Below are 26,531 nucleotides of genomic sequence, written 5' to 3' on the forward strand. Positions count from 1 at the left end.
ATAATAATAATTACTCTTTCACCGCGCCTGCTGTAATCCCTGAGGTAAAGTATCTTTGGAATAAGATGAAGATGATCAGCATCGGGATCGCCGCTACAGTCGCCCCGGCCATTTTGTAGGCAAAGTTCGGATTAAGATCCTGCATTAAAGTTGCGGTGCCGACCATCAGCGTTTTCATCAGTTTCTCTTGGCCTACCACGAGTTGCCACAAATAATCATTCCAGACTTGAACAAAATTTAAAATAAACAACGCCCCAATACCCGGCTTCACAATAGGAAGCATGATTCTTGTAAATGTCCGCCATTCACTGGCTCCATCAATTCTCGCTGCCTCCCTTAAAGCGTTCGGCGTAGTATCAAAAAATCCCTTTAACAAAAATACCCCGAATGCACCGGCAACGTTAGGCCAGATCATCCCGCCGTATGCATTGACCATATCAAAATTTTGGACGATACGGAATAGCGGCACGATCATGATCTCCTTCGGAATCATCAAGCTTGAAACGAAAATAATATAAATGAGATTGCTGAATTTAAAATTGATTTTCGAGAAAGCGTAAGCCGCCATCGAGCCGATTACAATGACCAAGATCGTCGTCGCGCCCGATACGTAAATACTGTTGAATGTCCAGCGCAATGCGGGCTGGTTTTGAAATATATCGACATAATTGGAGAATGTGATCGATTTAGGCCACCAGTCCGGCGGCATCTTTACGACATCCGAGCTGTTTTTCAGAGAGCTTGTAAACAACCAATATAGCGGAAACAAGTTTAATACAGCGAAGAGGGTAATGATTACGTTGGATACGAAATCGAATTTCTCCATTTTTTTCTTTCTCTTGGTGACTGACATGTAGTTATCCCCCTCACTTGTCCTGAAGCATGCTTTTCAATTGAGGTACTGACAGCAGCAGCGTGATGACGAACATGATTACTCCAACTGCAGAGGCAACCCCGAGTTGATTATATTTAAAAGCATTGTTGTAAAGGTAATACATCAATGTCACAGAAGCATTGTTCGGGCCGCCGCCAGTCAGCAACTGAATGACGACAAATATTTTCAGAACAGCAATGATGTTAATGATTGTGATATACACGGTCGTCGGTTTGACGGAAGGAATCAATATTTTAAGGATGACCTGCCATCTGCTGGCTCCATCCACTTCTGCCGCTTCAAATAGATCTTTAGGTACGCCGATCATCGCAGCGATATACAGGATGATTGCTTGACCGACGTTGGTCGCAAAGGTGACGAAAATAATGACGGGCATAACCGTCTTTGGATTACCGAGAAGATTCACTGCGCCTAGCCCCATATCGCGGGCAAAATACGAAATCAATCCATTTGCGGGATTGAGCAAAAAGCTCCAAACCATACTCATGACGACCATAGAAACCATGACAGGAATATAGTAGCTTCCTCTGATGAAAGAGACGTATCTGGCGTTCTTATCAAAGATTGCCGAAGCTACAAATAAAGCAAAACCAACTGTAAGGATGACGATAAATACGACAAATACAACGGTGTTCACTAAGGCTTTGAAGAAGACCGGGTCATGAAACAGGGTCAAGTAATTATCGAAGCCGACAAATGTCTCGCTCTGATAATTGATCCGATACATACTCAGCCTGATGCCTTCAAAGATCGGATAGACAAGAAAGAGCAAGAAAACGAGCATCTGAGGTAAAATAAACAAATAACCGGTCATATTCTCTTTGGCGTAAATATTTCTTCGTAGTTTCATATCCATTTTACCTTTCTAATTAGCAGCCTTGAGCCCGGCAATTTCTTGAAGCTCAAGGCTGTTAATCGTGTAATGTTGATCGGCCGGCAGACTATTTATTGTAGATAACGGAGCCGGCTTTATTCTGCTCAATCACCTTGTTGCCATTCGTTTGATAGTCTTTCACCATTTGCTCAGGCGTTTTTTGTCCCAAGTACAGCGCCTGAAGCTCAGGGTAAAGCACTTCTCTCAGTTGGCTGTAGCCTGGAACGTTGCCAGTGAAATTGAATAAATATTTAGAATTCGCATCATAAGCCGCGAAGAGCGGGTTTTCTCCTTTTAATTCCTCGGCAACCGAGCTTCTTACAGGAATGCCGTTCTTCGAGGACTTCACCAACTCAGGATCCGTAGAGAAGAATTTAACGAAATCCTTGGCTACCTCTATTTTCTTCGCATTGCCGGATTGGAACACGCTGGCGCCAACAACGTACGTAAAGGACAGCGGGTCTCCGCTTTCGGACGGAATATTAGCCAGACGCACATCGAATTTAGGAGACGTGCCGTTCTCCATGTTCGTCTTCATGTTGCTAAAGAGGATCGGATTCGTAAAGCTGATGCCCAGCTGCTGGTTCTGGAACATGGCGTTCGCATCGTTGGAAGATACGGATTCAGCTCCAGGATTCGTATAGCCGCCGTCATAGAGTTTCTTAAGCCAAGCCGCCGCTTTAGCGCCCTTCTCGTCATCAAGCACGATGTTGCCTTCGTTATTGAAGAACGGGCTGCCGAACGTTCTCAGGTACGCCAAATTCCAAGTGTCGCCTTGATTATTTACAGCATACAAAGCCATCGGGTAAGCATTAGGATATTTGTCCTTTGGCAGATTGGTTTTCAGAGCGTCTAAAATTTGTTGATACTCATCCATAGTCCAGGTTTTAATTTCGTTCTCGCTGCCGACAAACTTCTCTAAACCAGCCGCTCTAAACATATCCGCGTTGTATACGAGCGTGCCCGGATTATGTTGGAACGGATAGAAGTAAATATCGTCCCCGAACGTTACGGCATCCCAGAAGCTTTGGTCAATGTCCTTCTTGGCTTCATCATCGACGATATCTGTTAGAGGCACCATCGCACCGCGGTGAACATAGTCCCCCATTGGAAATACGCTTTCAAAGAACACATCAGGCGGGGTGTTGCTGCTAAGGTTAACATTGAGAAGCTGGTCGCGCTGATCTCCCGCAATCACTTCCACTTTTACGCTGGCATCGTATTTATCGTATTGAGCTGCAAATTTCTCTGCCGCATATTTCAAGAAGCTGTCGTAATCAGCGCCTTGCTCCGATGCGTTCAGCACGCCTTTCCACTGCGGCGTCAGCCATGCCGTGATTTCAACTTTTTCTTTGCCGCCTTTGCCTGCGTTAGATGATGCCGCGCCGTTGCCGGCTTTATTGTTACCGGAGCAGCCCGCCATCAAAGAAACAATTAATAAAAGTGCCGTCATCGTTGTAAACAAACGCTTATTGTTCATGTGTAAGCCTCCCTAGTTGTAGGTAAGAAAATATGTGACTGACTGATTGGATTACTTACAATGGTGGTCGATGGCCTGGTCGATCAGCTGGATGATTCCATCGATTCGTCCGGCATCTGCTTCGCTAATATTTTCCAGCGGCGCTCTTACTCCGCCAATGTTTACGCCTTTTCTTCTCAGCACTTCCTTAATGACGGCATACATCGACCCGTCCAAGGAGCAAAGAGCGATAATAATGTCGTTAATATCGCTTTGAATGGCTGTTGCTTCGGAAAATTTACCGGCCTTCACGAATTCATTCGCCTGCAGGAACAGCTCCGGCATCGAAGCATACGTCCCGCCGATTCCGGCGTCCGCCCCCATCACTCTTCCGGATACGAATTGCTCGTCTGGTCCGTTAAATACGATGACATTTGCACCGCCGACTCTCTTAAACCGCTCAATATCCATCGTCGGCATCGAGGAGTTTTTTACGCCGATCACTTTCTTATTTTCCAGCAGCTTGGCAAACAGCGCCGGACTAAGCGTATACCCCGTCGTTTGCGGAATGTTATAAATTATGAAGGGGAGCGAAGTTGACTCGAGAATATCACTCCAATATTTATATACGGCACTGTCAGGAAGCTTGAAATAAATAGGTGGAATAGCCGATAACGCATCGTATCCTAGTGCCGCAGCGTGTTTGGCTAGTTCAACGCTGTCTCTAGTAGATGGAGCGCCTACATGGGCAATCAGCGTCATTTTTCCTTTCAGATGATTGGCAGCATAAGTCAGCACCGCTTTGCGCTCATCCAGATTGTGATAGATGCATTCGCCTGAGCTTCCGCCAACGTATACGCCTTGTACCCCTTTGCTTAACAAGTATTCACACAAATCATAAGTACGTTCTTCTGAAATATTCCCTTCGTCATCGTAACAAGCGTAGAAGGCAGGTAAAATACCGTAAAACTTCTCTAAAGATGTCATTCCTATTTCCTCCTTGTTGTCAACATGTCTGAGCTGTTCCCTTGTTTGAATTCCGGCCGGAAAATATTTTCCCTTTATATTAATATATAGAAAATATTTTCACCAAAAGTCATGACAAGGCATTGTTCGATGAACTGACCTCCCCGTTTGATAAAACTTGCTGCTAAATCTGGAAGCCCTTACACGATACTTTGGTTGTAGTATTTGTACTCGGCTTCTTACATATTCAAAGTAACACGTTATTGAGAGTTTGTAAATTATTTTCTTGATTTTTTTTGTTGTGAAAATTTTTTCCTAAGTGGACAACCGGGCTTTCACCTACTCTTCCAATTGCAGCATTCACTCTGGCTGACGCTTCATTGTTTTAAATAGACGGCTTAGATATACTAAATTTGATGTACTTTTGTGATGCTTACTGTTGAGATGGGTACTTAGTTAGGAAGAAGCAGTGGAAGTTTCCATAGGAATTGGATAAGCGATGGAGGGAGTACAGCATGACATTGACAGAAGTAATGAGAAAACTGGAGGAAATGGGCTCTGAACAAACGAAGAAAACCTTGATGCGCCATGGCGCAGAGGAACCTCTGTTTGGGGTCAAAATTGGCGACTTAAAAAAACTGGTGAAACAGGTTGCCCAAGACCAGGAGCTTGCCCTGGCTTTGTACGACTCTGGAAACTATGACGCCATGTACTTAGCCGGATTATCGGTAAATCCAAAAAAAATGACAATAGAGCAGCTGCAGCATTGGGTTCGGCATGCAAACTGGTACTCGCCTGCCGAATACACGGTAGCCGGTGTGGCTGCAGAAAGTCCCTTCGCTCTCGATTTGGCGCGAGAGTGGATAGCTTCCGAGGAAGAAATGATTGCCACTTGCGGTTGGAGCACTTACGCAAACTATATATCGATTACGCCTGACGAGCAGCTCGATTTCGAGGAAATCCGCGAACTTTTACAGCAGATCCAAACGGATATCCATCAGGAGAGAAACCGTGTAAGGTATACGATGAACAACTTTGTAATTATCGCTGGAGCTTATGCAGCTCCTTTATATGAGGAAGCTGTGCTAATCGCTCAACAGATTGGGAAAGTACAGGTCGATGTCGGTCAAACGGCGTGCAAAGTTCCCCTAGCGGCGGAATATATCGCCAAAATACAACAAAGAGGAAAAATTGGCGTAAAGAAAAAGACCTGCATTTGTTAATGACGAACTTCCAAAAAACTAACTTTACAAAGGCAGATTCACCGTTAATGGGATATATTTGGTGTTGAATACTAAGAAACGGTTTATTGCCTTGCAACCTAAATGAAAAATATATTCAACTGAATCCTATTATAGCAAAAAAAAATGCCCCGCCAGCTAAATGCCAGCGCGGCTTCATTACTGATGTTTTCGGATTGCACGGCGGTACTCGCTACGCAGCCACATCATATCCTGATTACTGGAAGCAGACAAGCGATTTAACTAAAAATAATTAGTTAATAAAGAAAGGTTCTTGAGACGATTACTAGCAATATGAACAGAACTAAAATCGCTGCAGTTGAAGTAAATAATCCACCGGCACAAGATCCACCGCCATAACCTAATCCACCAACTTCACCCATGTGTGTATACCTCCTTTTATTTAGCGTACACACCATCCTATTCAAGTATTTAAAATACAGATTGGACATCTTCCCCTATAATAAAGTCTATTTATTAGATACTTGTACTACAAGTTATACCCTTGTCCCCCAGGCTTGGTTGGATTGCAATTTATCCCTCGTGTAGCTAGCAGCCCTAAGTACACGTTAGCCACAGTCAGGATATCCTCGCGCATAATTATAAATTCAGCAATATTTTAGCGATCGAAAAATAAATAATCAAACCGGTACCGTCCACGAGTGTCGTAATAAACGGCCCTGAAATTACGGCTGGGTCCGCCTTCAATTTGTGAAGAATAAGCGGAAGTATCGCGGCAACAAGCGAAGCCCATATGACGATCATGAGAGCGGTTATGCCAACAACGAACCCGACATTCAACTCGACACCAAGCATCCATGCCCGTGCGAAAGCGACCGTTGCAATAGTAACCCCTGTCATGAGCGCAGTCATCAATTCTTTTCTGATCACGCGGAATATATCCCGAAAATGTACCTCACCAACCGCTAACGCCCGCACTAATGTCGATACGGTCTGCGTACCGGTATTCCCGCCCGTTCCAATTAATAGCGGAATGAAAAAGGCTAATGAAATAGCGTCCGATAGCGTATCCTCATAATGTCTTAATACAGTACCGGTATACGCTTCCGCAACAAACAATATCAGAAGCCATATGATTCTTTTGCGGTATAAATGAAATATCGAGGTTTTAAAGTAGACATCTTCCAACGGCTGGCTTCCCCCCAGCATTTGGATATCCTCTGTCGCTTCCTCCTGTATGACGTCAATCAGGTCGTCTACGGTAATGGCCCCGATCAAGCGATTTTGCATATCCACAACGGGCAGTGCGACCCAGTCATACCGGGATAACAGGTCCGCCGCCTCCTCCTGCTCCATCAGAGCAGGCACGGAAATTGGCTCGTCTGCGATGTCCCTTAACTGGGTATGCGGCTCGGCCAAAATAATTTTTTTTAATGAAACTACCCCCTGCAGTTCCCCCTTCATTCCGGTAACGTAAATATATGCCGTAATCTCTGCTTCACGCCCCACTTTACGGATATGAGCCAGCGTCGTATCGATCGTCCACGTGCCAGGCGCGGCAATATAATCAATTGTGGCCAAACTTCCGGCCGTTTCCTCTGGAAAGGTCATCAACGTTTGAACTCTCTCCCGGTAATCCGCAGGCAGCAAATTCAGCAATTTTTCCGCTTGGTAACGATGGATGGCCAGCATCATATCCACGACCACGTCACTTGACATTTCGTTCAGTACCCGGGCAGTCAAATCTACCTCCAGATGATCCAAGATCCGGTATAGCAGCAATGGCTCCACAAATTCCAATATTTCCGCAGACAAAGCAGAAGGAAGCGATTGAATCAGTTTGTTTTGTCCATCATGATTTAATTTTTCCAGACTTTCCGCCAAATCAATCGGCCTGTAAGCTTCGGCAATCGCAATCATCGCCTGCTTATCCGATGTCATGACCGCATTCTGCAATCGTTTTAAATCAATCATCTATAACGTACTCCTTTGTGAAAATATCCTCTATCCTATGTTTAATCGAACAGCCCTCCTCATTCATAAGTTAACACAAATGCCTCGCGCTGGCCGTATCAAATGACTCGCCTTTATCCTGCACGCACTCATCCGTCCCAAACCACTTCATCCTATGAAATAAAACCATGAATTTCTTGGTAAATTTCATCTTCAGCTGTTCCTTAACTTACCATTGTAACATGCAGCAGCAATCGTTACGAGGTGGTGGCGATCAATCGCAATCCGCAATCCGTATAGTATAACCTTTTGTAATTTTCCAAACACTAAAATCATGTCAACAGCCATCATGAAGCAAACTGCTTTTGATTATATTGATACTGAAAACGCTAACAGCTACGATAAATTTAGAAATACAAATACCCAATATCCAATGATCAAAAATGCATATAGGAGGTCAACAATATGGATACTGCAGAGTCTTCATCTGGTATCAAAGTATTAGTACAGCGTTTCGGGAGATTTTTGAGCGGCATGGTGATGCCGAATATCGGGGCATTTATTGCCTGGGGTTTAATCACCGCCCTATTCATTCCAACAGGCTGGATCCCGAATGAAAGTCTGGCTTCACTTGTAGGCCCGATGATCACCTACTTACTTCCGCTGCTGATCGGCTATACGGGCGGACATATGGTTCACGGTGTAAGGGGCGGTGTAATCGGTGCCGTCGTGACGATGGGTGTCATTGTCGGCTCGGACATCCCGATGTTTCTCGGAGCGATGCTGGTTGGACCGTTCGGCGCATGGGTGCTGAAAAAATTCGACCAATCGGTGGAAGGCAAAATTCCGGCTGGTTTTGAAATGCTGATCAACAACTTCTCCTCCGGTATTATCGGCGGCGGACTCGCCCTGGCAGCCTTCAAAGGGATTGGTCCTGTCGTCCAGACGTTCAGCAACATCCTTGCTTCAGGCGTTGAATTTTTAATCAACACAGGCCTGCTTCCGCTGGCTAACCTGCTCATTGAGCCGGCAAAAGTATTGTTCCTGAACAATGCGATCAACCACGGTATTCTTGGACCATTAGCGTTGGAGCAAGTATCCAAAGCTGGACAATCTATCATTTACATGCTGGAATCCAACCCTGGACCAGGTCTTGGCATCCTGCTTGCTTACTGGGTATTCGGAAGAGGCATGGTTAAGAACTCTGCACCAGGCGCGGTCATCATTCACTTCTTGGGCGGTATTCATGAAATTTACTTCCCTTACATTCTCATGAATCCGCGTTTGATCCTTGCAGCTATCGGCGGTGGCATGGCCGGTACGTTTACCTTCTCGATTTTGGGTGCAGGACTTGTAGCGGCTCCTTCCCCTGGCAGTATCATAGCCTATATGGCCATGACGCCAAAGGGCGGATATCTGGCCATGTTCGCAGGCGTTATCGTTGCAACGGTCGTATCCTTCTTGATCGCATCTCTGCTGCTGAAGACAAGTAAGGACAGCGGAGACAATCTGGAAGAAGCACAGGAAAAAATGCAGCAAATGAAATCTGAGTCCAAGGGCACTAACGCTTCTGCTGCTCCTTCTGCTGATGCGTCCACTAAAACGAAGGCCGAAGTGAAGAAGATCGTGTTCTCCTGTGACGCAGGCATGGGCTCCAGCGCGATGGGGGCATCTATTTTAAGAAAGAAAATCAATGCCGCCGGTCTCCCTATCACCGTAACTAATACGGCGATTAACGACATTCCGGATGATGCGGATATCGTCATCACCCACAAAACATTGACGGACCGGGCGCGTCAAAAAAATCCTAATGCAGAGCACATTTCCATCGACAACTTCTTAAAAAGTCCTGAATACGACACGCTCGTGGAAAGATTGAGCTAATAATTTCAAGCTTGGCGCTGACAGTTTTCTGTCGGCGTTAAGCTCATTTCTATCATGAAGGAATGATGCCCTATCATAATGTCAACTAGACAACGACGAATTGTGGAGTTGCTGTTCAATCAACAGAATGAAATTACAGCCGCCGATATCGCAGATAAGATTGGAACCAGTACACGAACTATTCACCGGGAGCTGCTCGATATTGAGCCAGTTTTAGCGGCTAGTGGCATTACTCTTCATAAGAAATCCGGGATCGGCATCAAAATTGAAGCGGACAGCGATAAGCTGGAGCTTTTTCGCCAGAAGCTCAATTTATCCGTACCGGCTGAATACTCGTCCGAAGAACGTAAAGTGCTTATTTTGTGCAAATTGCTGGAGGACGACGAGCCGATGAAGCTGTTCACCCTCGCCCACGAGCTGAACGTAACGATGCCAACGATCAGCAGTGATTTGGATCAGCTTGAGGATACAATCGAACAGCAGCAGTTAACATTGATTAGAAGGCGCGGATACGGTGTCGAATTAACGGGGACGGAACAAGCGAAACGGCAAATGATCAGCATGCTGGCGATTAAATATTTGGATGATTCCGATTTGTTTGGACAGCAAAATGAGCATGCTGAGCATACCGTTGTCCATCCCTTAACAATTCAGCTGCTGAATATGGTCGGCAAGGAACAGTTCTTCAAGCTCGAAAGAGCGCTGTGGCAACTCAACAAGCAGTGGCCCATCCGGTTGTCCGAAGCCGCTTATACACGCCTATTAATCAAGCTTTCCGTCGCCTTGACCCGAATCCAGCATCACTGTTTTATTCATCCCGCCGAGACAGATGCTGGCACATTACAGGGCATCGGCCATGACAACAAGGACAACAAGGACAGCAAGGACAACGGCCAGCTTGCCAAGCTAATACAGCTGCTTGAGCTGCAATTGCCTGCGGAAGAGTGTGAATATATCAGCTCCCTCCTGACAGGTGAAGCACAGCACGAGCTAGGACTTCTCGTCAACCATAACGACATGTCGCTGATCGAAACGGTAACCAAGCTTATCCAATATATCGAGAGCCAAACCCAAAGCTCGTTTCTGGATGACCGTTCCTTGGTGGAAGGGCTAATTCAGCACATGCGTCCGGCCTTCCAAAGAATCGCCAGCGGCACCGCGATCCGCAATCCGATCCTGCCGCAAATTAAAAAGGACTACGATCAGCTCTTTACCCTTGTGAGGCAGGGCGTGGATAAATTAGTACATGCCATCCATGTGCCGGACGAGGAAATCGGATATATCGTTATGCATTTTGGTGCCGCCCTGGAGCGGTTAAAACAAATCCCATGGAAAGTACGGGCGGTCCTCGTATGCACCAGCGGTATCGGATCATCCAAACTGCTGGCGGTACGCATCTCTAAGGAGCTGCCGCAAATTGAACTGATCGGTCATCATTCTTGGTATGAAGCAGTTCGTTTGCCTGGGGACGAGTATGATTTAATCATTTCTACCGTCAGCTTGCCGCTCGATTCAGACAAATACATTAAGATCAGCCCTCTTCTTACAGATGAAGAGACAGCACGGCTGCGTTCATTTATACAGGACATCACTTTGAAAAATAAAGAATCCGCCGTCCCCCTTCCGGAATCGGATCAAAATCCATTTGAGCGGATAAACCATCTGCATCTTTATTCCGGCATCGTACTGCGGCTGCTTGATAACTTCAAAGTTCATCCCATGAAGCTGCTCGCTGCCAAGCCCGATTTGGAAGGCGAACTGCTGCAGATGCTCACGGTGATGAATCAGCCGAATATTTTGCTAAGCAAAGAAAAGATCGTACAGCAATTGCTGCTTCGGGAGCAGCAGGGCAGCCTGGTCATGCCGGATACAGAGATTGCATTGCTCCATACACGAAGTGAATGGGTCCAGCAGCCCATCATCTCACTATTCCGCTACGACGAACCGTTAGAACTTAATCATGAGGATGGTACCGTCAGGCAAATCCTCATCATGCTCGGCCCGATGAAGCTGGATAAAGCCAGCCTAGAAGTACTTAGCGAAATCAGCGGCATGCTGCTATTAGCGGACATGATTACTTTACTGGAAGGAGGGAATCGTGAAGAGATCAAAGGCTTCATATCAGCACAGCTGGAGAAATACATTATAAGAACACTGGATTGGAGAGATTAAACCATGGCTATTCTATCTAAGGATAAAGTGAAACTGAATGTAAAAGTACAAGATAAATATGAAGCGATTCGCATGGTAGGACAAATGCTGGTGGATGCAGGTCATGCCCCGCAGGAATATATCGAAAAAATGATTGAGCGCGAGGATTCTCTCTCCACCTATCTTGGGGGCGGCCTTGCGATGCCACACGGCACGAATGATGCCAAATCGATGATAAAGTCTACGGGCATGGCTATCCTTACAGCTCCAGACGGCATTGACTTCGGCGGCGACGAGCCCGCTACATTGGTCATCGGTCTAGCAGCGATTCGGGATGATCATTTAAGTATTTTGACGAACGTAGCTGTACTCGTATCTGACGACGAAGAAATGAAACGAATCGTTAACGCTGCTTCAGAAGAAGAGCTCATACACATATTCGAACAGGGGATCGAGGAATGAAGGCCGTACATTTTGGAGCAGGCAACATCGGCAGAGGATTTATCGGCTTACTGCTCTCCAACTCCGGATATGAAGTTACCTTCGTCGATGTGAATGAGGCACTCGTAAATTTATTGGAAAGCAAACGGCAGTATACGGTTACTCTAGCGAATGAGCAAGCCGATTCCATCATTGTCGGCAATGTTACAGCGATTAATGGCAGCGATCACGCTCTTGTCGCTGAGGCCATCGCGGAAGCGGATATCGTCACAACGGCCGTCGGCGTGTCCGTTCTGAAGCATATTGCCGCCGCGATCGCTGCAGGCATCGAACTGAGACTGTCCCGCGGAAGCCGTCCTCTTCATATCATCGCCTGTGAAAATGCGATTGGCGGCAGCACGCTGCTGAAAAATCACGTATTCGACCATCTGCCTGAATCGGCTAAAGCCCAGGCGGAGCAAGTGATTTCCTTTCCCGACGCCGCGGTTGACCGGATCGTACCGCTGCAGCAGCATGATGATCCGCTGCTCGTTACTGTTGAGCCGTTCTATGAGTGGACCGTGGATCGGTCAGCCATGCTGGACGGATTTAAAGAGATTGCAGGCGTCCATTATGTAGATCAATTAATGCCCTATATTGAGCGGAAACTGTTCACAGTCAACACAGGTCACTGCATAGCCGCATACCAAGGCTTTTTGCGCGGATACGAAACGATACAGGAAGCGATGACCGACTCTGCTGTGGTGGCTGAGGTTAAAGGAGCTTTGCTGGAGACAGGAGCCATGCTTGTCAAGACGTACGTATTCGACGAAGAAACACATAAACAGTATATCGAGCAAATATTGGAGCGATTCGTCAATCCGTATTTAAGAGACGAGGTCGGACGGGTCGGAAGGTCGCCGATTAGAAAAATTTCTCCGAACGATCGGCTTATCCGCCCTGCACTGCTCGCTTACAAGCTTGATATCGCCGTCCCCCATCTGACCAGAGCTGTCGCCGCGGCGTTACTGTTCGATGAGAGCAATGATCCGGAATCGGCAGAGCTGCAGGCTTACATTAAAGAGCACGGCGTCCATGCGGCGATCGAGAAATACACAGAGCTTCCAAAGGACCATCCACTTCATCTGAATATTGCCAAAGAATACGAAGAGCTTAAAGGAAAGCATTAGCGATAATAATAATGAAGCAAGCAAGCTGATAGACTTCAGTGCAAACCTGCTGGAGCCTTTCAGCTTTTATTTTTTTCTGCTATTGCTGGCATGGCCTCCTTCCTATTGCATTGTCGGCTGCATTCGATGCATTGTCGTCCTTACCCGGTTCACCGCATTCGAAAATAATTTCAAATTTTATTAATTAGAGTTAACACTTTTCTGTTACAATAACACTGTTATATAAAATTTAATAGATAAGGATAGGGATGGAACTTTGAACAATGTTGCTGCACAACATGATGTACAAAACATCAGAAAACTGCCGATTTTAGTATCATTAATTATTGGCGCATTTTTTTCGATTTTAAATGAAACGCTGTTAAACATCGCTTTACCGAAATTGGAAGTGGCGCTGGAAGTGTCCGCTGCTACGCTGCAATGGCTGGCCACCGGCTATATGCTCGTTGTCGGCGTGCTTATTCCAGTATCCGCTTTGCTGGTGCAATGGTTTACGACCCGCCAAATGTTCCTCGGAGCAATGGTGCTGTTTACCGCCGGGACGTTCCTCTGCGGGATTGCCCCGAGCTTTGAATTGCTGCTAGTTGGACGCTTGCTTCAAGCCGGAGGTGCCGGACTTATGCTGCCTGTCATGATGAATACCGTCCTGGTGCTCTATCCGCCGGAAACGCGCGGTGCGGCCATGGGTACGATCGGACTCGTAATTATGTTCGCTCCTGCGATTGGCCCTACGCTTTCGGGCTTGATCTTACAAATTGCCGACTGGCGCTGGTTGTTTTTCCTCGTGCTGCCTTTTGCCGCTTTATCGATCGTCGTCTCGTTCATTTTTCTAAAAAATGTGACTACCATCACCAAGCCTAAAGTCGATGTGCTGTCGATTCTGCTGTCTACGCTTGGATTTGGCGGAATTGTCTTCGGTTTCAGCAACGCAGGTAAAGCGGATACGACATGGGCCAGTACAAATGTATATTTTCCATTAATTGTAGGGGGAGTTTCCCTGCTGTTGTTCGTAATTAGACAATTGAAGTCGAAGGAACCGATGCTGGATCTTCGCGTGTTTAAATTTCCCATGTTTACATTAACGACGCTGATGCTGATCATCGCCATGATGACGATGTTTTCAACGATGCTGCTGTTGCCGTTTCTCATGCAAGGCGTATTTTTGATGACTACATTTACAGCGGGGCTTGTCCTGCTGCCAGGCGGTTTGCTCAACGGTCTGATCTCACCGGTCACCGGCAAGCTGTTCGACAAATTCGGTCCGCGGGCGCTCGTCATCCCCGGCAGCACCCTGCTGCTAATTATTATGTGGCTGTTTACACGGATTGATTTGCAGACGACCACGACTACACTGGTCATTCTTCATGTGGCGCTGATGATTGCCATCGCGATGATTATGATGCCAACGCAAACGAACGGCTTGAATGAGCTGCCGCAGCGAATGTACCCTCACGGAACGGCGGTGTTGAACACACTGCAGCAAATTTCCGGAGCTATCGGTGTCGCATTATTTATCAGTATTATGACATCCGGACAGCAGGCTTATTTTATGAGCCTCACTGCAGAGCCAACGCTAACGCAAATGTCGGAGGGCTTGCTGGCAGGAATACACCAAGCTTTCGTTGTTGGCTTGATTTTCGCCATCGGCGCCTTAGCGCTATCGTTATTTACAAAACGAACCAAAGCTCCTGTAGAACAGGCAGCACCTGATTCCGTACAACCATAAAAACTGCATAATACATTCATAAAAGCTTAAAAAGGGGTGCCCATGTAGTCATTTTGGGACACCTCTTTCCTATTCTCTGCGTCAGTCACTAACCATGAGCTGCTGCTTCAAAAATTCAATCACCCGCGTAAAAGCCTGCTGAACCTCCGGCGCTGTGAACAGCTGCTGATCAAAAACATGATCTGCTCCTGAAATCGTAATAAGTTCAGCTTCTACACCGATTTTCCGCAGCCGCTCATGCATCATAACGGACTGCTCATAAGGCACATCTGTATCCTGGTCACCATGCAGCAGCAAGGCTGGGGGATAGTCTGGCTGAATATTATGGATCGGATTGTACATCTCTAGCAGGCTGCGGTCCTGCAACGGATCGAGTCCGGACATTTCTGTCAGCCAAACTCCCTGCTGACGGCAGTACAAGTAATAATTAAATCGGCTCCAATCCCCTTCCGATACGATATTATGCTCGATGGCCTGAAGCGCCTGCTCCTTACTGACTAGCGGTCTTGTACAGTAGTACTCGCTGGGCTTTGTCACCCAATCGCCCAAAATATCGCCGTACCCGTAAAAAGATACGATCGCCTTTGGCTTCATTTCCATCGTCCCCATTAGCAAACTTAAATAACCTCCGGCAGAACCGCCCATCAACGCCAGCTTGTCCGCATCAAATCCATACTGCGGGGCAGCTGACTTGACCCATTGAATGGCGTCCCGGATATCCTGCACAAGGTCGTACAGCTTGGTGACCGGCGCGAGCCGATAGTCTACACTGATCACCGTAAATCCGGCCTTATGGTACAGCTCGATTTGGTTCAGCGGCAGCCAGCTTCGCGAACCAAACATTAAGGCCCCGCCATGAATGTACAAGAGCACAGGTGAATTGTTACTGTTATTGTAAATATCCGCTTGAATCGGGCAATCCTTCACTTTTTTATATACAACCGTCTCTTTTTTCATGTCATCCTCCCTAGCTATTTTGAAATAATACTTTATTTTAACTTGAACTCCGTATCAATCACAATCGACTATGTTTGCTCAATAACATGAAAAGCGGCCGCTCCACTGAATGATCAGTGTAAACGGCCGCGGACGATAATATACCCAAACATTCCGGATTAAATGGTGCCGAGCAGCTCCATAAGTTCTCCCCGATCCCGGGCGGAGAGCAGCTGATTACGGAAATCATCGTCCATCAGCTTGCGGGAAAGCGCCATTAGGATGTGCAAGTGCTCATTTCCGCTTGATTTCTCGGGTACGGCAATCATGAAGACGATCGATACCGGCTTGCCGTCAATGGAATCCCAGTCCAGCGGACTCGTCAATTGGGCAAAGGCTAGTCCCGGCTTCGCTACGCCGGCAGATTTGCCGTGGGGAATAGCGACGTTAAAGCCGATTCCCGTAGAGCTTACTTTTTCCCGGTTAATAACTGCCTCCTGATAGGAAGCTTTATCGGTAACCGTGCCGGAATCGGCAAGCGCATTAACCAAAACGTTTATGCATTCATTTTTAGAGGATACATTAAGAGGCATTAAGACCGATTGTTCATGCATCAAATCTATAATTTTCATTGTGCTCACCCGCCTAGTTGTGTATTTACAGGTTTTTTCAAAATATACAGCATCACAGCTGTTACTAATGTCCCGATAGCAATGGCTAATGCGTATAAGCCTAATTGTGTCACCGCATTAGGGATCGCCAGGACGAATATGCCGCCATGCGGAGCCTGCAGTGTTGCACCAAACAGCATTGACAGTGCACCGGTAGTTGCTGAGCCAACCATAATCGATGGAATGACGCGCAGCGGATCACTGGCTGCAAACGGGATAGCTCCCTCGGTAATAAACGAAATTCCCAGTACGGCCGCAGACTTACCTGCATCCCGCTCTTCTGAAGTGAACTTCTTCCGTGCGATCAGCGTTGCCAGCCACAACCCAAGCGGAGGCGTCATTCCTGCAGCCATAACGGCGGCCATCGGACCATACACGCTGCTCCCCAGCAGACCGACGGCAAAAGTATAAGCCGCTTTGTTCACTGGTCCGCCCATGTCGAAAGCCATCATTGCGCCGAGCAGCAAGCCGAGCAATACGGCATTGGTAGAGCCTATCGTGTTCAGCCAGTTCGTCAGACTGTCCATCGTGAATTTGACCGGTTCACCGATGACATAAATCATTAACAATCCCGTAATTCCAGTAGCCAGGAGAGGTATAATCAGAATGGGCTTGAGCCCTTCCATGTTGCGGGGCATCTTGATCCAATCTTTAAGCCACTTGGCCAAATACCCTGCCAGGAAGCCGGCGGCAATACCGCCGATAAATCCCGCGCCAATTTTCGTGGCCAGCATCCCTCCGACAAGGCCTGGCGCCAAACCCGGCTTCTCGGCGATCGAGAAGGCGATGAATCCGGCAAGGATCGGTACCATCAGGGCAAATGCCGCCCCTCCACCAATCTCCATAAACGCCGCGGCCAACGTCCCTTCCTCGTTAGAAGCTTCAATGCCAAATATAAATGAAATCGCTATCAATAAACCGCCTGCCACAACAAGGGGCAGCATGGCTGACACGCCGGTCATCAGGTGCTTGTAGGGTCCTTTGCGCGTTGCCCCGCGCTCTGACTTCGCCTGATTAATTTGCTTGAGATAATCTTCCGGAGCAGCCGCCTGCATTGATAGCGCCTGATCAAGCAGACCGCCCGGATCTTTCAGCGCTTGCGCTACTCCTACCTTCACGACAGGTTTCCCCGCAAACCGGGCCTCCAATACATCCGTATCTGCGGCCAGGATAACCGCGTGCGCCGCGGCAATATCCTGTTCAGTCAGTTCATTTTCGACACCAATGGCGCCGCGGGTTTCGACCTTTAGCTCCACATTTTTCTCTTTCGCCGCTTTCAGCAGCGACTCTGCAGCCATATACGTATGAGCCACACCCGTTGGACAAGCAGTAACAGCAATTATTTTCGTCATTGATGATTCTCCTCCTCACATGAAGTGTAATGCTGGTTATGACTTTGCCAAACACTTAATGTCAATGCGCGCAAGTGACTTGTTCACCTGCTCAAGCGTACAGACCTCCGTTCCTGATTTGGATGCCGTTATCGTTCCAGCGGCTGATGTCCAGCGTGCCATTTCTTCATCGGATTTGTGATGCAGCAAACAATAAGCCATTGCAGCGACCATGGAATCCCCTGCCCCTACCGTACTTAAAGGTGTAATCGGAAACGGCTTGGCACGAAACACCTTTTGTTTGCTTACCAGAAGCGATCCCGCGCTTCCCATCGAGACAAGAACATAAGAAATCCCTTTGCTCACTAAATGCCTCGCCGCTGCAACGATTTCCTCCTCCGTTTCAAACCTGGTATCATACAAGGCCTCCAGCTCATGAATGTTTGGCTTCAGGGCAAAAGGCTTGGCTTCGATGCCGCGGGCCAGAGCTTCCCCGTCTGCATCCAATATCGTGCGCACCCCCTTGTGATTGGCTATATTGATCAGACGGCGATAATAGTCAGCCGGCGTCCCTGGAGGAAGGCTCCCCCCCAGAACTACGATGGCAGCTTCATGAAGTTCGGACTCGTAATCGGCCGCGAATTGCTCCAGAAGCTCTTTGCTAGGTATAGAGCCAGCTTCATTTAATTCGGTCGTTTGCTTCGTTTGTTCATCAACTACCTTCAGATTCGTCCGGGTCTCCCCCTCTGCCTCAATAAATTGTGCTGGGATGCCTTGTTCCCGGAGCTTATCCAAAAGAATCTTCCCTTGATGGCCCGCTTGAAATCCCCGGGCAATCACCGGAACCGAGAAGCTATGTAAAACTTTAGCGACGTTAATGCCCTTGCCCCCGGCATCTGTTCGCATCGTCTTGATCCGATTTAATTCACCTGTCGCGAAATGATCGACCGTTACCGTTTTATCTACCGCTGGGTTTAAAGTTACCGTATGCACTTTCTTCATCATGATGTTCTCCCCGCTATTGTGACTTTAACGCCTTCTGCTTCCATCTCGCCGACCACTTGCTCTGATACCGCGTCATCGACGATGCAGTGGTGAATTTCCGACAAATCTGCGACCTTGGCAAATGAAATTTGCCCGAATTTACTATGGTCAGCTACTAAAATTATTTGCTTGGCCGCATGGATCATGCAGCGCTTTGTTTCCGCTTCGGTCAAATTCGGCGTGGTCAGACCGGCATCGGTATCCACACCATTAGTCGCCAGAAACAATTTATTCACGCGAATGGCTTCAATGGAACGATTCGCTAGCGGACCGACCATCGCCTGAGTTTCATGGCGTAGCGTACCTCCGGTAAGCAGAATCTGGATATGCTTCGCCGGCCTTAGCACCTCTGCGACCATATTGGAGTTCGTGACTACGGTAAGCTCCTGGAAGTCTTTCAGATGCTGCGCCAAATAATACGTCGTCGTGCCTGAATCGAGAAAGATCGTATCCCCTTCCTCGATGAAAGCTGCTGCGCTGCGGGCGATTTCTTCCTTCTGTGACCGATAACGGTCCTCCTTCTCCACAAAGGTTGGTTCTGTGTTATCCTGCTCTACAGCAACCGCGCCGCCATGAGTTCTGCGCAGCTGTTTCGCTTCCTCCAAGTCTCTTAAATCTCGGCGAACGGTGGATTCTGACACTTTAAACTGCTCTGCTAATTCAGGAACCAGCGCCCGGCCCTGTCTTTGTACGTATTGTGCGATTTCTCGTTTGCGTTCTTCTTCAAAAAGGGTTGTCATTGTTCTAACCTCATTTCTAGTACGGTTTCTATCTTTATAGTATATATCATAAATATAAGAGATTGCGCTCATATGTGATTGTTTGTCGTTGTTTATGATTATATGTGATCATATTAATTTTGTAAAGCGTTTTCAGTTAAATTAATTACGCTCATTCGAGTATATATGGTCAAATATGAGTATTTGTTCTTTTTGAAATACTCTTTGTTACACAAAAACCCCCTTGTCAGCCCATATAGAAGCTAACAAGGAGGCAAAGCTGAATTACTTAATTCCCGATCTTATTATTGTTCCTTAGAGACTACCGTACCATAAACCGCTTATTTACTCGTTGCTTTCCGGACAACTGGAATTATTTCTGCAGCGATAAGCTCAATGCCTGAAGCAACTTTATGAAACGGCAAGCCGCCGATGTCAATCTGGGCAATGAAACGTTGATGTCCAAAAAGCTCGTATTGACGCAGGATTTTCTCAGCAATCTGCTGTGGACTGCCCACAAACAGGGCCGTATCCGGACCTGTCATCTGTTCATAATCAGCCCGCGTCATTCTAAAGGCCATTCCTCGCTGACGGTTCACATACGACCAATAATTTGAGTAATAAGGATAGAATTCATCCTTGGCTTGCTGGGTAGTCTTCGAGACGTACCCGTGACCCGTCACGCCTAACTTAAGGGCTTCAAAATTATGCCCAGCCTCTATCCCCGCGCTATGGTATGCTGCGACCAGCGGTATAAATCGATCCGGATCACCGCCAAGCATTGCTATAGCCATTGGAACGCCTAACCGGCCTGCGCGAGCTGCGCTATCCAGCGTCCCCCCGACACCAACCCAGATGGGCAGCTGCTTCTGTACAGGCCGAGGGGAAATTTCGGCATTCCTTAGAGGGGGACGAAATCGACCGCTCCAAGTGATTTTTTTCATGCTTGTTAAGTTTTAAAAATAAATCCAGATGTTCTGAAAACAATTCATCATAATCGCTTGTGTCATAACCAAACAGAGGGAAGGACTCCACAAATGCCCCTCGGCCAGCAATAACCTCTGCCCGGCCGCCCGAAACGAGATCCAACGTGGCAAAATCCTCAAACAGACGAACGGGGTCTGCCGTGCCAAGCACTGTGGTTGCGCTTGTCAGCTTGATTCGTTTAGTGGCTTGAGCAATGGCAGCCAAAATAACCGGGGGAGCAGACACGGCATAGTCCAGCCGATGATGTTCACCCACTCCAAAAACGTCAAATCCGGCCTCATCCGCAAGCTTTGCTGCTGCGATGATATCCTTAATCCTTTGCTGTGCACTAACCCTTGTTCCGGTAAGAGGATCGGGACCTATATCTGCAAGCGTATAAAGTCCCACTTCGATACCTGAATTTAAAGACCGTTCTCCCTCTTTCATGACACTCCTCCTATAAAGCTGTTTAGGATCAGACCAGCAAAAGAATACGATTCCCCGATGGATCGGCTGTAGCGAATGCCCCATTTTCCTCCGTAACGGAGGCACCTATATTTTTTAAATTCGCGATGACTTGCTCTCGCGCTGCAGCATTGGGATACATTAATGTAAATGATTTGAGACCGGCACTGTTCTCAGCTGGACGGGGCGCACCCACACCATTCCATGTATTTAAGCCAATATGGTGATGGTATTTCCCCGTAGAAATGAACATCGCCTGCGCCCCAAATCGGTTTACGATCTCGAATCCGAGCCCCTTAACATAAAATTCTTCCGCCCGATGCAATTCAGATACGTGCAAATGGATATGCCCCATCACTGTTTCTGTTGGCAACCCTTCCCATGCTTTGTTCTGATCTGCTCCCGACAGAAGGTCACTAAAATTCAATGGATCTACGGCCATCTCCACTTCACCTTTATTCCATACCCAATCCGAAGGATCACGGTCTCTGTAAATTTCAATCCCGTTTCCATCCGGATCCGATAGGTAAAGGGCTTCACTGACAAGATGATCAGATGAACCGATTCTCTGCCCAAGATGAGCGAAATGCTGAACGATGCGCGCCAAATCAGAGCGGCTAGGCAAGAGCAATGCAAAATGGTACAAGCCCGTGGTCTTTCCTTGCATTTGCACGACGTTATCTGGTTGTTCAATGGACAGCAAAACCGTCTTTCCATCTGCGGTCAAGTCCGCCGTTTTTTCTGTTTGGTCCAGCACCTTAAAGCCGATGACTTCCTTATAAAATTTCAGCGAACGTTCTATATTTTGAACCTTAAGATTTACTTGCCCGACATAAATATTGGGTTCGCGGTGAAAATTCATCATACATCCTCCTTTTAATCTTTTTTTGAACGAAAAATAACATTTTCCAATGCCCAGAAGGATTTACTTTTCAAAGCGAGATAAACGGAAATTACAAACAAAGCTAAATCCAGCTCATATCCAGCCATTTGCTCATTGCCAAGGAATCCTGCGGCAAGTTTTACTTTAAAGATTGCAACCGCCATAATGATCGCGAATAAAGCGGCGACAATCCTTGTTCCAAGCCCTAATACCATCGCAATGCCGCCTAACAATTCAATTAGCGCTACAACATAAGCAGCAAAACCGGGCATCCCTAAGCTTTCAAAAAAGCCCGCAGTACCGGCAATTCCACTTTGGAATTTGTCAAATCCGTGTATCAAGAATGTGACTCCTAAACTCAATCTTAACAATGTCAAACCCAGCTCATCTTTTCTTACCATTGACTAAACACTCCTTCATTATGATGCCAACCAAATAAACCGGAAACCAAGGCCTCAATTTATCAGTCAGTTACTTTATGTAAGTTATTATATTTATATAACTAACAAACGTCAAGTGTGTAATTATGTAAAAGTAATGATTGTACTTGTGGAAAGTGGTATACTAAGGATATAAGGAGGAGATCCAATTGGATAAATCAATTTGTCCGGGATTTGAACAAGCTATGGGTTTATTAAGCCAAAGATGGACTGGATTGATTATTTATCAGTTATTATCTGGCCCACAGCGCTTTTGTAATATTGAAACGGCAATCGGAATAAGCGGCAAAGTGCTTTCAGATAGATTGAAGGATTTAGAGAACGAGGGGATAGTCAAAAGAGTTATTTATCCGGAAACTCCTGTGCGAATTGAATATTCATTAACGGACAAAGGTTTAGCGTTTAAACCCATTTTTAGTGAAATAGAGAAATGGTCTCAACATTGGCTAAAAGCATAATTCCTACTTGTTGATAATTCATATATTAGCAGCTCCTCGTTAAGTTCGTATTAACTTGCCAAATGCTGAAAGAGCACTGCGTTTGCTGTTGGTGGACGAACTAAAACACCGAAGCTCAGGATCAAACAACTTCCTGGTGCCTCAGTGTTTTTTCGTCAGTGAATTAGTATCCTTTCACGATTAAACGAGTTTGAATGCCAAATGGATCGCTAACATTGATTGCATCATCATCCTCGCGCTCGTAAGCTATCCCTGATTCGCTAATCCGTGCTTCCACCTCGGCTAGCGCCTGCTGGTCAGGAAGAGTTACGGTGTAATACGCCAAACCGGTCGCATCGGCAGCCGCCGGAGGCGCGCCAACTCCCGCCCAGGTGTTCAGCCCGATATGGTGATGGTACCCGCCCGCAGAAATAAACAATGCCGCTGAGCCGTAATGGGCGGTAATTTCGAAGCCGAGCACGTCGCAGTAGAACCGCTTCGCCTGCTGCAAATTCCCCACGTGGAAATGGACATGACCGATTACCGTTTCTGCTGGCAGCCCTTGCCACTGTGCCTGCTCCGAAATGTGCAGCAGCCCCTCAATATCCACGGGATCTGTCGTCATCACATACTCTCCGTTAGCGCTGCGCTGCCAGGTTTCCCGCGGACGATCCGCATATATTTCTATTCCATTATTGTCCGGATCGTTCAAATATAGAGCTTCGCTTACTAGGTGATCGCCTTGGCCGACCGATATATTATGCTTGGCCAAATTGCGCAGCGCTAAACCGAGAGATACCCGGTCCGGCAGCAGGATAGCAAAATGATAAAGGCCAGAAGAACGGCTTTCCGATATGCGATAGTCGGCGTTTGCTTCCAGGACTACCAGCGCGTGGCGCCCATCGGCAGCGAGTTCGGCCACATTGCCCTCTTGCCCCAATAGCTTCAGCCCAATCACCTCTTCATAGAAAGTGATCGAGCGCTCCAAGTTTTGTACCTTCAAACGAACCAGGCCAATCTCAGCCTGCGGGTGAATAATTTGTGCCATATTTAGTGCCCCTTCCGTCTAAGTATTACAACGCAAAACTTGTAACAACGTCAGTTACAACTGTTGTAGACAGTATAGTTACAGTTAAACCATTTGTCAATGACTGCATATCCTTTTATATCCTTGTATAACAAAGACCCCTCGGGAATTTGTCAGGGATCAAATCGCAAGCTGCTTGTCATCAGTTCATCTGCAGGTTTTTGCCTATTCATCAAGAACTGGCATATCTCTCTGCAACTTTTTCCAAAATAGTTCGTTCAAATATTTAACGCAATAAATATAAATGGTACCGGAAGGAGAAACCAATGAACATTTCAAGAGGCACTTCAAGACGAACTTCAAGAGGTATTTCAGCCAAAATCGCCATGATCGGACTGGCAGCCATATTATCCATTACCCCTCTTGCTTATTCATCAGCTTCAACAGCTGCCGCGGCGGCAAGCAGCTCCACAACGCAGTCGAATATCAAGCTTGTATTCAACGGCCAGGAGTACTCGCCTTCGTCGGCGCCGCTGCTGCACAAGGGCGCCTTCTATTTGCCGCTTCGAGATATCGGCGAACTGCTGGGCAGTGTCGTTTTCTGGAACGCGAAGGATCACAGCGTGACGATGACGTATCCCAATCGAATTGTGAAGGTAAAATTAAATGCTTCTAGCGCTACCGTTAACGAAGCGGCGGTGAAGCTGAACGCCCCGGTTATCGTGCGCAACGGGCGTACGTTTGTGCCCATCCGTTTCTTCTCAGAAGCGATCGGCGCTGGCGTAGAGTGGAATGCTGCCAAGAAAACAGTATCCTTATCTCAGCAGCCTATATATGTTAAAGGAGGCAGCGTGAATACAACCATTTGGCTGAACAAGAACACCGGCGACGTATATTTTGCGTATCCTTTTGAAACGAAGCCGAAACGCATCGGCCAATTGAATACGGATATCAAGGAGCTTGCAAGCATCAATGTCTACAGTATGCCAGGGACGCAGCAAAGCTATGTCCTTACTGTAGAAGACAACTATGGCGAGCCCCATGTCCATACGAATGTATACACGGCTTTAATGAATGGCGATGAGATCATCAGACAAAGCAAAGCGTACTACTTCCAGCGTTATGAGAAAAATGCCGTATTCGATCATGATGGGAACGCCGTTCTCACAGATGGTAAACTGCTTTCAATCGTTGATGCCGAGGGCCAGATCGTCGAGGAGTATGATCTGCCTCAGCTTACCGGAAAAGACGAGAATCATTCCGTTCTAGCCGCAGGCTCATCCTATTTGCTAATCCGCCCGAATCTGAGCGGACATCTGACCTTGATCGATTTGAAGGACAACTCGGCAACTCTCCTTTATCAACAGTTTCTTAGCGGCCAAGAACGTGAATACGCCGAATTGAACGATGTCCCATATCATGGTGATCAGCTCGTCTTCTTGGGCGAGAACGTTGATGGCTCCCTGCAATTCGAGAACCGCAGCCCTTTTAACGCTAATAACCAGAAGTACACATTTAAGCTAAACTAACCGGTAGTATTGGCATTTATTTTAAAATAAATCTTCGAACCACCTCAGGCGATAAAGGCTCCCCTCCGGGCATATGCATGATTCCCCCGCTATACAGCTCCTCCAGCGCATCCGCGTCCTTCAGCATATGCCCGGTTAATATCGCCGCCGCTGTCTCGTCTTTATCAATTGTTCCGTCTGTCCTAAGCATCTTCAACCCGGCCAGCGTGGCGGCCGAGGCCGGTTCGCAGCCGATACCGCTGCGGTCAATGACCCGCTTAGCCAGCATAATTTCTTCATCGCTGACCGCTGCCGTCACCCCTTGTGTCAATTCCAGCGCAGCCGGAGCTTTGCGCCAGCTTGGCGGATTGCCAATGTTCATGGCGCTGGCCCTAGTGCGCGGATTAGGCTCTGGAACAAACGTCTTCCCTTTCTGCTCCACCATCCGATGAAAAGGACTAGCACCTTCGGCCTGTACAAGCGCTATACGCGGCAGCTTATCGATCATGCCTAGGCGCCATAAATCTCCCAATCCTTTGCCAAGCGCGGACACATTGCTGAGAGCGCCCCCGGGAATCGCGATCCAGTCAGGCATTTTCCATTGCAGCTGCTGCGCTAGCTCATAAACAATGCTCTTCTGTCCTTCGATCCGGTAGGGATTCAGCGAATTGCATACATACAGTCCAAGCGCGTCACCCCATTTCTCGAGGAACGCGATCCCATCGTCATAAGTGCCGTCAAACCGGATCACCTGGGCGCCGTAAGCGGTGGTCTGATTGATTTTTGCCGGAGAAATATTGCTGGCTGGCGCGATGACAAGGGAAGAACTCCCGCTCCAGGCTGCGTACATCGCTAGCGATGCCGAGGTATTTCCCGTCGATGAGCAGGCAAATACGTTTTTTCCTAAAGATAGCCCATGCGATACGGCCGCGGCCATACCATTGTCCTTGAAGGAGCCGCTCGGATTCTCGCTCTGCGCCTTGAGCCTCAACTCTCTGATTCCTGCGTACGCTGCACAGGCCTGTGACAGATATAATCCAGTATTCCCCTCTCCCCTTGTCGTCAATGCGTTCTCCGGCAACTCCGGGGCAATCAGCTCTTTATATCTCCACACCCCGCTGCCATAAACAGTTCCACGCTCCAAATAGAGCCTTTGTTCGAAAAGCTGCTGCAATCGTTCACCGTCCATACCGCTAAAATCGCGCCAAAGCTCGAGAATCCCGCCGCAATCGCAGCGAATACGCCAATGTCCCCCGATCTCAGCCCCGCATTCCAAGCAGCACAGCATGTATTCCCCGTCAATTTCGTTCCCCATTTAAATCTCTCCTTACTTCCCATTTGATATGTGTAGATAAGACTACAATAAAGGATAGCAGGGAATAAA

At 47.4% G+C, this 26,531-nt stretch carries 23 protein-coding genes and 1 pseudogene; 8 read left to right on the forward strand and 16 right to left on the reverse strand.

Going from position 1 to position 26,531, the window contains the following annotated elements:
• Nucleotides 1–10: 10 nt before the first annotated feature.
• From G358_RS0114260 to G358_RS0114275, 4 genes are all read right to left on the reverse strand, one after another.
• Nucleotides 11–853, reverse strand: a complete 843-nt coding sequence (locus tag G358_RS0114260) for a carbohydrate ABC transporter permease (protein ID WP_019637914.1) — start codon at nucleotides 851–853, stop codon at nucleotides 11–13.
• Between the two features lie 13 nt (nucleotides 854–866).
• Nucleotides 867–1,745 carry a carbohydrate ABC transporter permease gene (locus G358_RS0114265; RefSeq protein ID WP_026342261.1) on the reverse strand — a complete coding sequence of 293 codons (879 nt, stop codon included), beginning with the start codon at nucleotides 1,743–1,745 and terminating at the stop codon, nucleotides 867–869.
• 91 nt (nucleotides 1,746–1,836) lie between these two features.
• Nucleotides 1,837–3,249, reverse strand: coding sequence for an ABC transporter substrate-binding protein (locus G358_RS0114270; protein WP_019637916.1), 1,413 nt, complete (start codon nucleotides 3,247–3,249; stop codon nucleotides 1,837–1,839).
• Nucleotides 3,250–3,300: 51 nt separating this feature from the next.
• The gene (locus tag G358_RS0114275) at nucleotides 3,301–4,215 is read right to left on the reverse strand and encodes a dihydrodipicolinate synthase family protein (RefSeq protein WP_019637917.1); all 915 of its coding nucleotides are present in this window, start codon (nucleotides 4,213–4,215) and stop codon (nucleotides 3,301–3,303) included.
• 494 nt (nucleotides 4,216–4,709) lie between these two features.
• Between G358_RS0114275 and G358_RS0114280 the strand changes: the two genes are divergently transcribed.
• The gene (locus tag G358_RS0114280) at nucleotides 4,710–5,417 is read left to right on the forward strand and encodes a DNA alkylation repair protein (RefSeq protein ID WP_019637918.1); all 708 of its coding nucleotides are present in this window, start codon (nucleotides 4,710–4,712) and stop codon (nucleotides 5,415–5,417) included.
• 275 nt (nucleotides 5,418–5,692) lie between these two features.
• Here G358_RS0114280 and G358_RS34000 read toward each other — a convergent pair whose 3' ends face one another.
• On the reverse strand, nucleotides 5,693–5,818 hold the full coding sequence (locus G358_RS34000; RefSeq protein ID WP_019637919.1) for a hypothetical protein: 126 nt from the start codon (nucleotides 5,816–5,818) through the stop codon (nucleotides 5,693–5,695).
• Between the two features lie 217 nt (nucleotides 5,819–6,035).
• The gene (gene mgtE, locus G358_RS0114290; protein WP_019637920.1) at nucleotides 6,036–7,370 is read right to left on the reverse strand and encodes a magnesium transporter; all 1,335 of its coding nucleotides are present in this window, start codon (nucleotides 7,368–7,370) and stop codon (nucleotides 6,036–6,038) included.
• A gap of 444 nt (nucleotides 7,371–7,814) precedes the next feature.
• Between mgtE and G358_RS0114295 the strand changes: the two genes are divergently transcribed.
• The 5 genes from G358_RS0114295 (at nucleotide 7,815) to G358_RS0114315 (ending at nucleotide 14,720) form a co-directional block, all read left to right on the forward strand.
• Entirely contained in the window at nucleotides 7,815–9,233 is a 1,419-nt protein-coding gene (locus tag G358_RS0114295) for a PTS mannitol transporter subunit IIBC (protein ID WP_019637921.1), read from the forward strand.
• A gap of 78 nt (nucleotides 9,234–9,311) precedes the next feature.
• Nucleotides 9,312–11,405 (forward strand): BglG family transcription antiterminator, encoded by a 2,094-nt coding sequence (locus G358_RS0114300; RefSeq protein WP_051107688.1) that lies wholly within the window; start codon nucleotides 9,312–9,314, stop codon nucleotides 11,403–11,405.
• 3 nt (nucleotides 11,406–11,408) lie between these two features.
• Complete coding sequence (locus G358_RS0114305; RefSeq protein ID WP_019637923.1) at nucleotides 11,409–11,846, forward strand: PTS mannitol transporter subunit IIA; 438 nt, start codon at nucleotides 11,409–11,411, stop codon at nucleotides 11,844–11,846.
• Nucleotides 11,843–12,994, forward strand: coding sequence for a mannitol-1-phosphate 5-dehydrogenase (locus G358_RS0114310; protein WP_019637924.1), 1,152 nt, complete (start codon nucleotides 11,843–11,845; stop codon nucleotides 12,992–12,994). The genes G358_RS0114305 and G358_RS0114310 overlap by 4 nt, the downstream gene beginning before the upstream one ends.
• Nucleotides 12,995–13,250: 256 nt before the next feature.
• The gene (locus G358_RS0114315; protein WP_019637925.1) at nucleotides 13,251–14,720 is read left to right on the forward strand and encodes an MDR family MFS transporter; all 1,470 of its coding nucleotides are present in this window, start codon (nucleotides 13,251–13,253) and stop codon (nucleotides 14,718–14,720) included.
• 81 nt (nucleotides 14,721–14,801) lie between these two features.
• Here G358_RS0114315 and G358_RS0114320 read toward each other — a convergent pair whose 3' ends face one another.
• From G358_RS0114320 to G358_RS0114355, 8 genes and pseudogenes are all read right to left on the reverse strand, one after another.
• Complete coding sequence (locus tag G358_RS0114320; protein WP_019637926.1) at nucleotides 14,802–15,677, reverse strand: alpha/beta hydrolase; 876 nt, start codon at nucleotides 15,675–15,677, stop codon at nucleotides 14,802–14,804.
• Nucleotides 15,678–15,835: 158 nt separating this feature from the next.
• Entirely contained in the window at nucleotides 15,836–16,288 is a 453-nt protein-coding gene (locus G358_RS0114325; protein ID WP_019637927.1) for a PTS sugar transporter subunit IIA, read from the reverse strand.
• A gap of 5 nt (nucleotides 16,289–16,293) precedes the next feature.
• On the reverse strand, nucleotides 16,294–17,679 hold the full coding sequence (locus tag G358_RS0114330; protein WP_019637928.1) for a PTS fructose transporter subunit IIC: 1,386 nt from the start codon (nucleotides 17,677–17,679) through the stop codon (nucleotides 16,294–16,296).
• A 36-nt stretch (nucleotides 17,680–17,715) separates the two neighbouring features.
• Entirely contained in the window at nucleotides 17,716–18,663 is a 948-nt protein-coding gene (gene pfkB / locus G358_RS0114335; RefSeq protein ID WP_026342263.1) for a 1-phosphofructokinase, read from the reverse strand.
• Nucleotides 18,660–19,442, reverse strand: a complete 783-nt coding sequence (locus G358_RS0114340) for a DeoR/GlpR family DNA-binding transcription regulator (RefSeq protein WP_019637930.1) — start codon at nucleotides 19,440–19,442, stop codon at nucleotides 18,660–18,662. Before G358_RS0114340 ends, pfkB begins: the two co-directional genes overlap by 4 nt.
• 320 nt (nucleotides 19,443–19,762) lie before the next feature.
• Nucleotides 19,763–20,834, reverse strand: a pseudogene (locus G358_RS31320) (LLM class flavin-dependent oxidoreductase).
• Between the two features lie 28 nt (nucleotides 20,835–20,862).
• Nucleotides 20,863–21,714, reverse strand: coding sequence for a VOC family protein (locus tag G358_RS0114350; protein ID WP_019637931.1), 852 nt, complete (start codon nucleotides 21,712–21,714; stop codon nucleotides 20,863–20,865).
• Between the two features lie 14 nt (nucleotides 21,715–21,728).
• Nucleotides 21,729–22,136: a DoxX family protein gene (locus G358_RS0114355; RefSeq protein WP_019637932.1), complete on the reverse strand. Its 408-nt coding sequence runs from the start codon at nucleotides 22,134–22,136 to the stop codon at nucleotides 21,729–21,731.
• 188 nt (nucleotides 22,137–22,324) lie between these two features.
• On the opposite strand from G358_RS0114355, the gene G358_RS0114360 reads away from it, so the two are divergent.
• A complete protein-coding gene (locus G358_RS0114360) occupies nucleotides 22,325–22,633 on the forward strand; it encodes a winged helix-turn-helix transcriptional regulator (protein WP_019637933.1) in 309 nt (102 codons plus the stop codon).
• 163 nt (nucleotides 22,634–22,796) lie between these two features.
• Here the strand turns inward: G358_RS0114360 and G358_RS0114365 are convergent, their stop codons facing one another.
• Entirely contained in the window at nucleotides 22,797–23,660 is an 864-nt protein-coding gene (locus G358_RS0114365; protein WP_019637934.1) for a VOC family protein, read from the reverse strand.
• A gap of 305 nt (nucleotides 23,661–23,965) precedes the next feature.
• Here G358_RS0114365 and G358_RS0114370 point away from each other — a divergent pair, with 305 nt between their 5' ends.
• Nucleotides 23,966–25,168, forward strand: coding sequence for a copper amine oxidase N-terminal domain-containing protein (locus G358_RS0114370; protein WP_019637935.1), 1,203 nt, complete (start codon nucleotides 23,966–23,968; stop codon nucleotides 25,166–25,168).
• A gap of 16 nt (nucleotides 25,169–25,184) precedes the next feature.
• Here G358_RS0114370 and thrC read toward each other — a convergent pair whose 3' ends face one another.
• On the reverse strand, nucleotides 25,185–26,462 hold the full coding sequence (gene thrC / locus G358_RS0114375; protein ID WP_019637936.1) for a threonine synthase: 1,278 nt from the start codon (nucleotides 26,460–26,462) through the stop codon (nucleotides 25,185–25,187).
• Nucleotides 26,463–26,531: the final 69 nt, after the last annotated feature.

Source organism: Paenibacillus fonticola DSM 21315, from assembly GCF_000381905.1.
Taxonomy (GTDB): domain Bacteria; phylum Bacillota; class Bacilli; order Paenibacillales; family Paenibacillaceae; genus Fontibacillus; species Fontibacillus fonticola.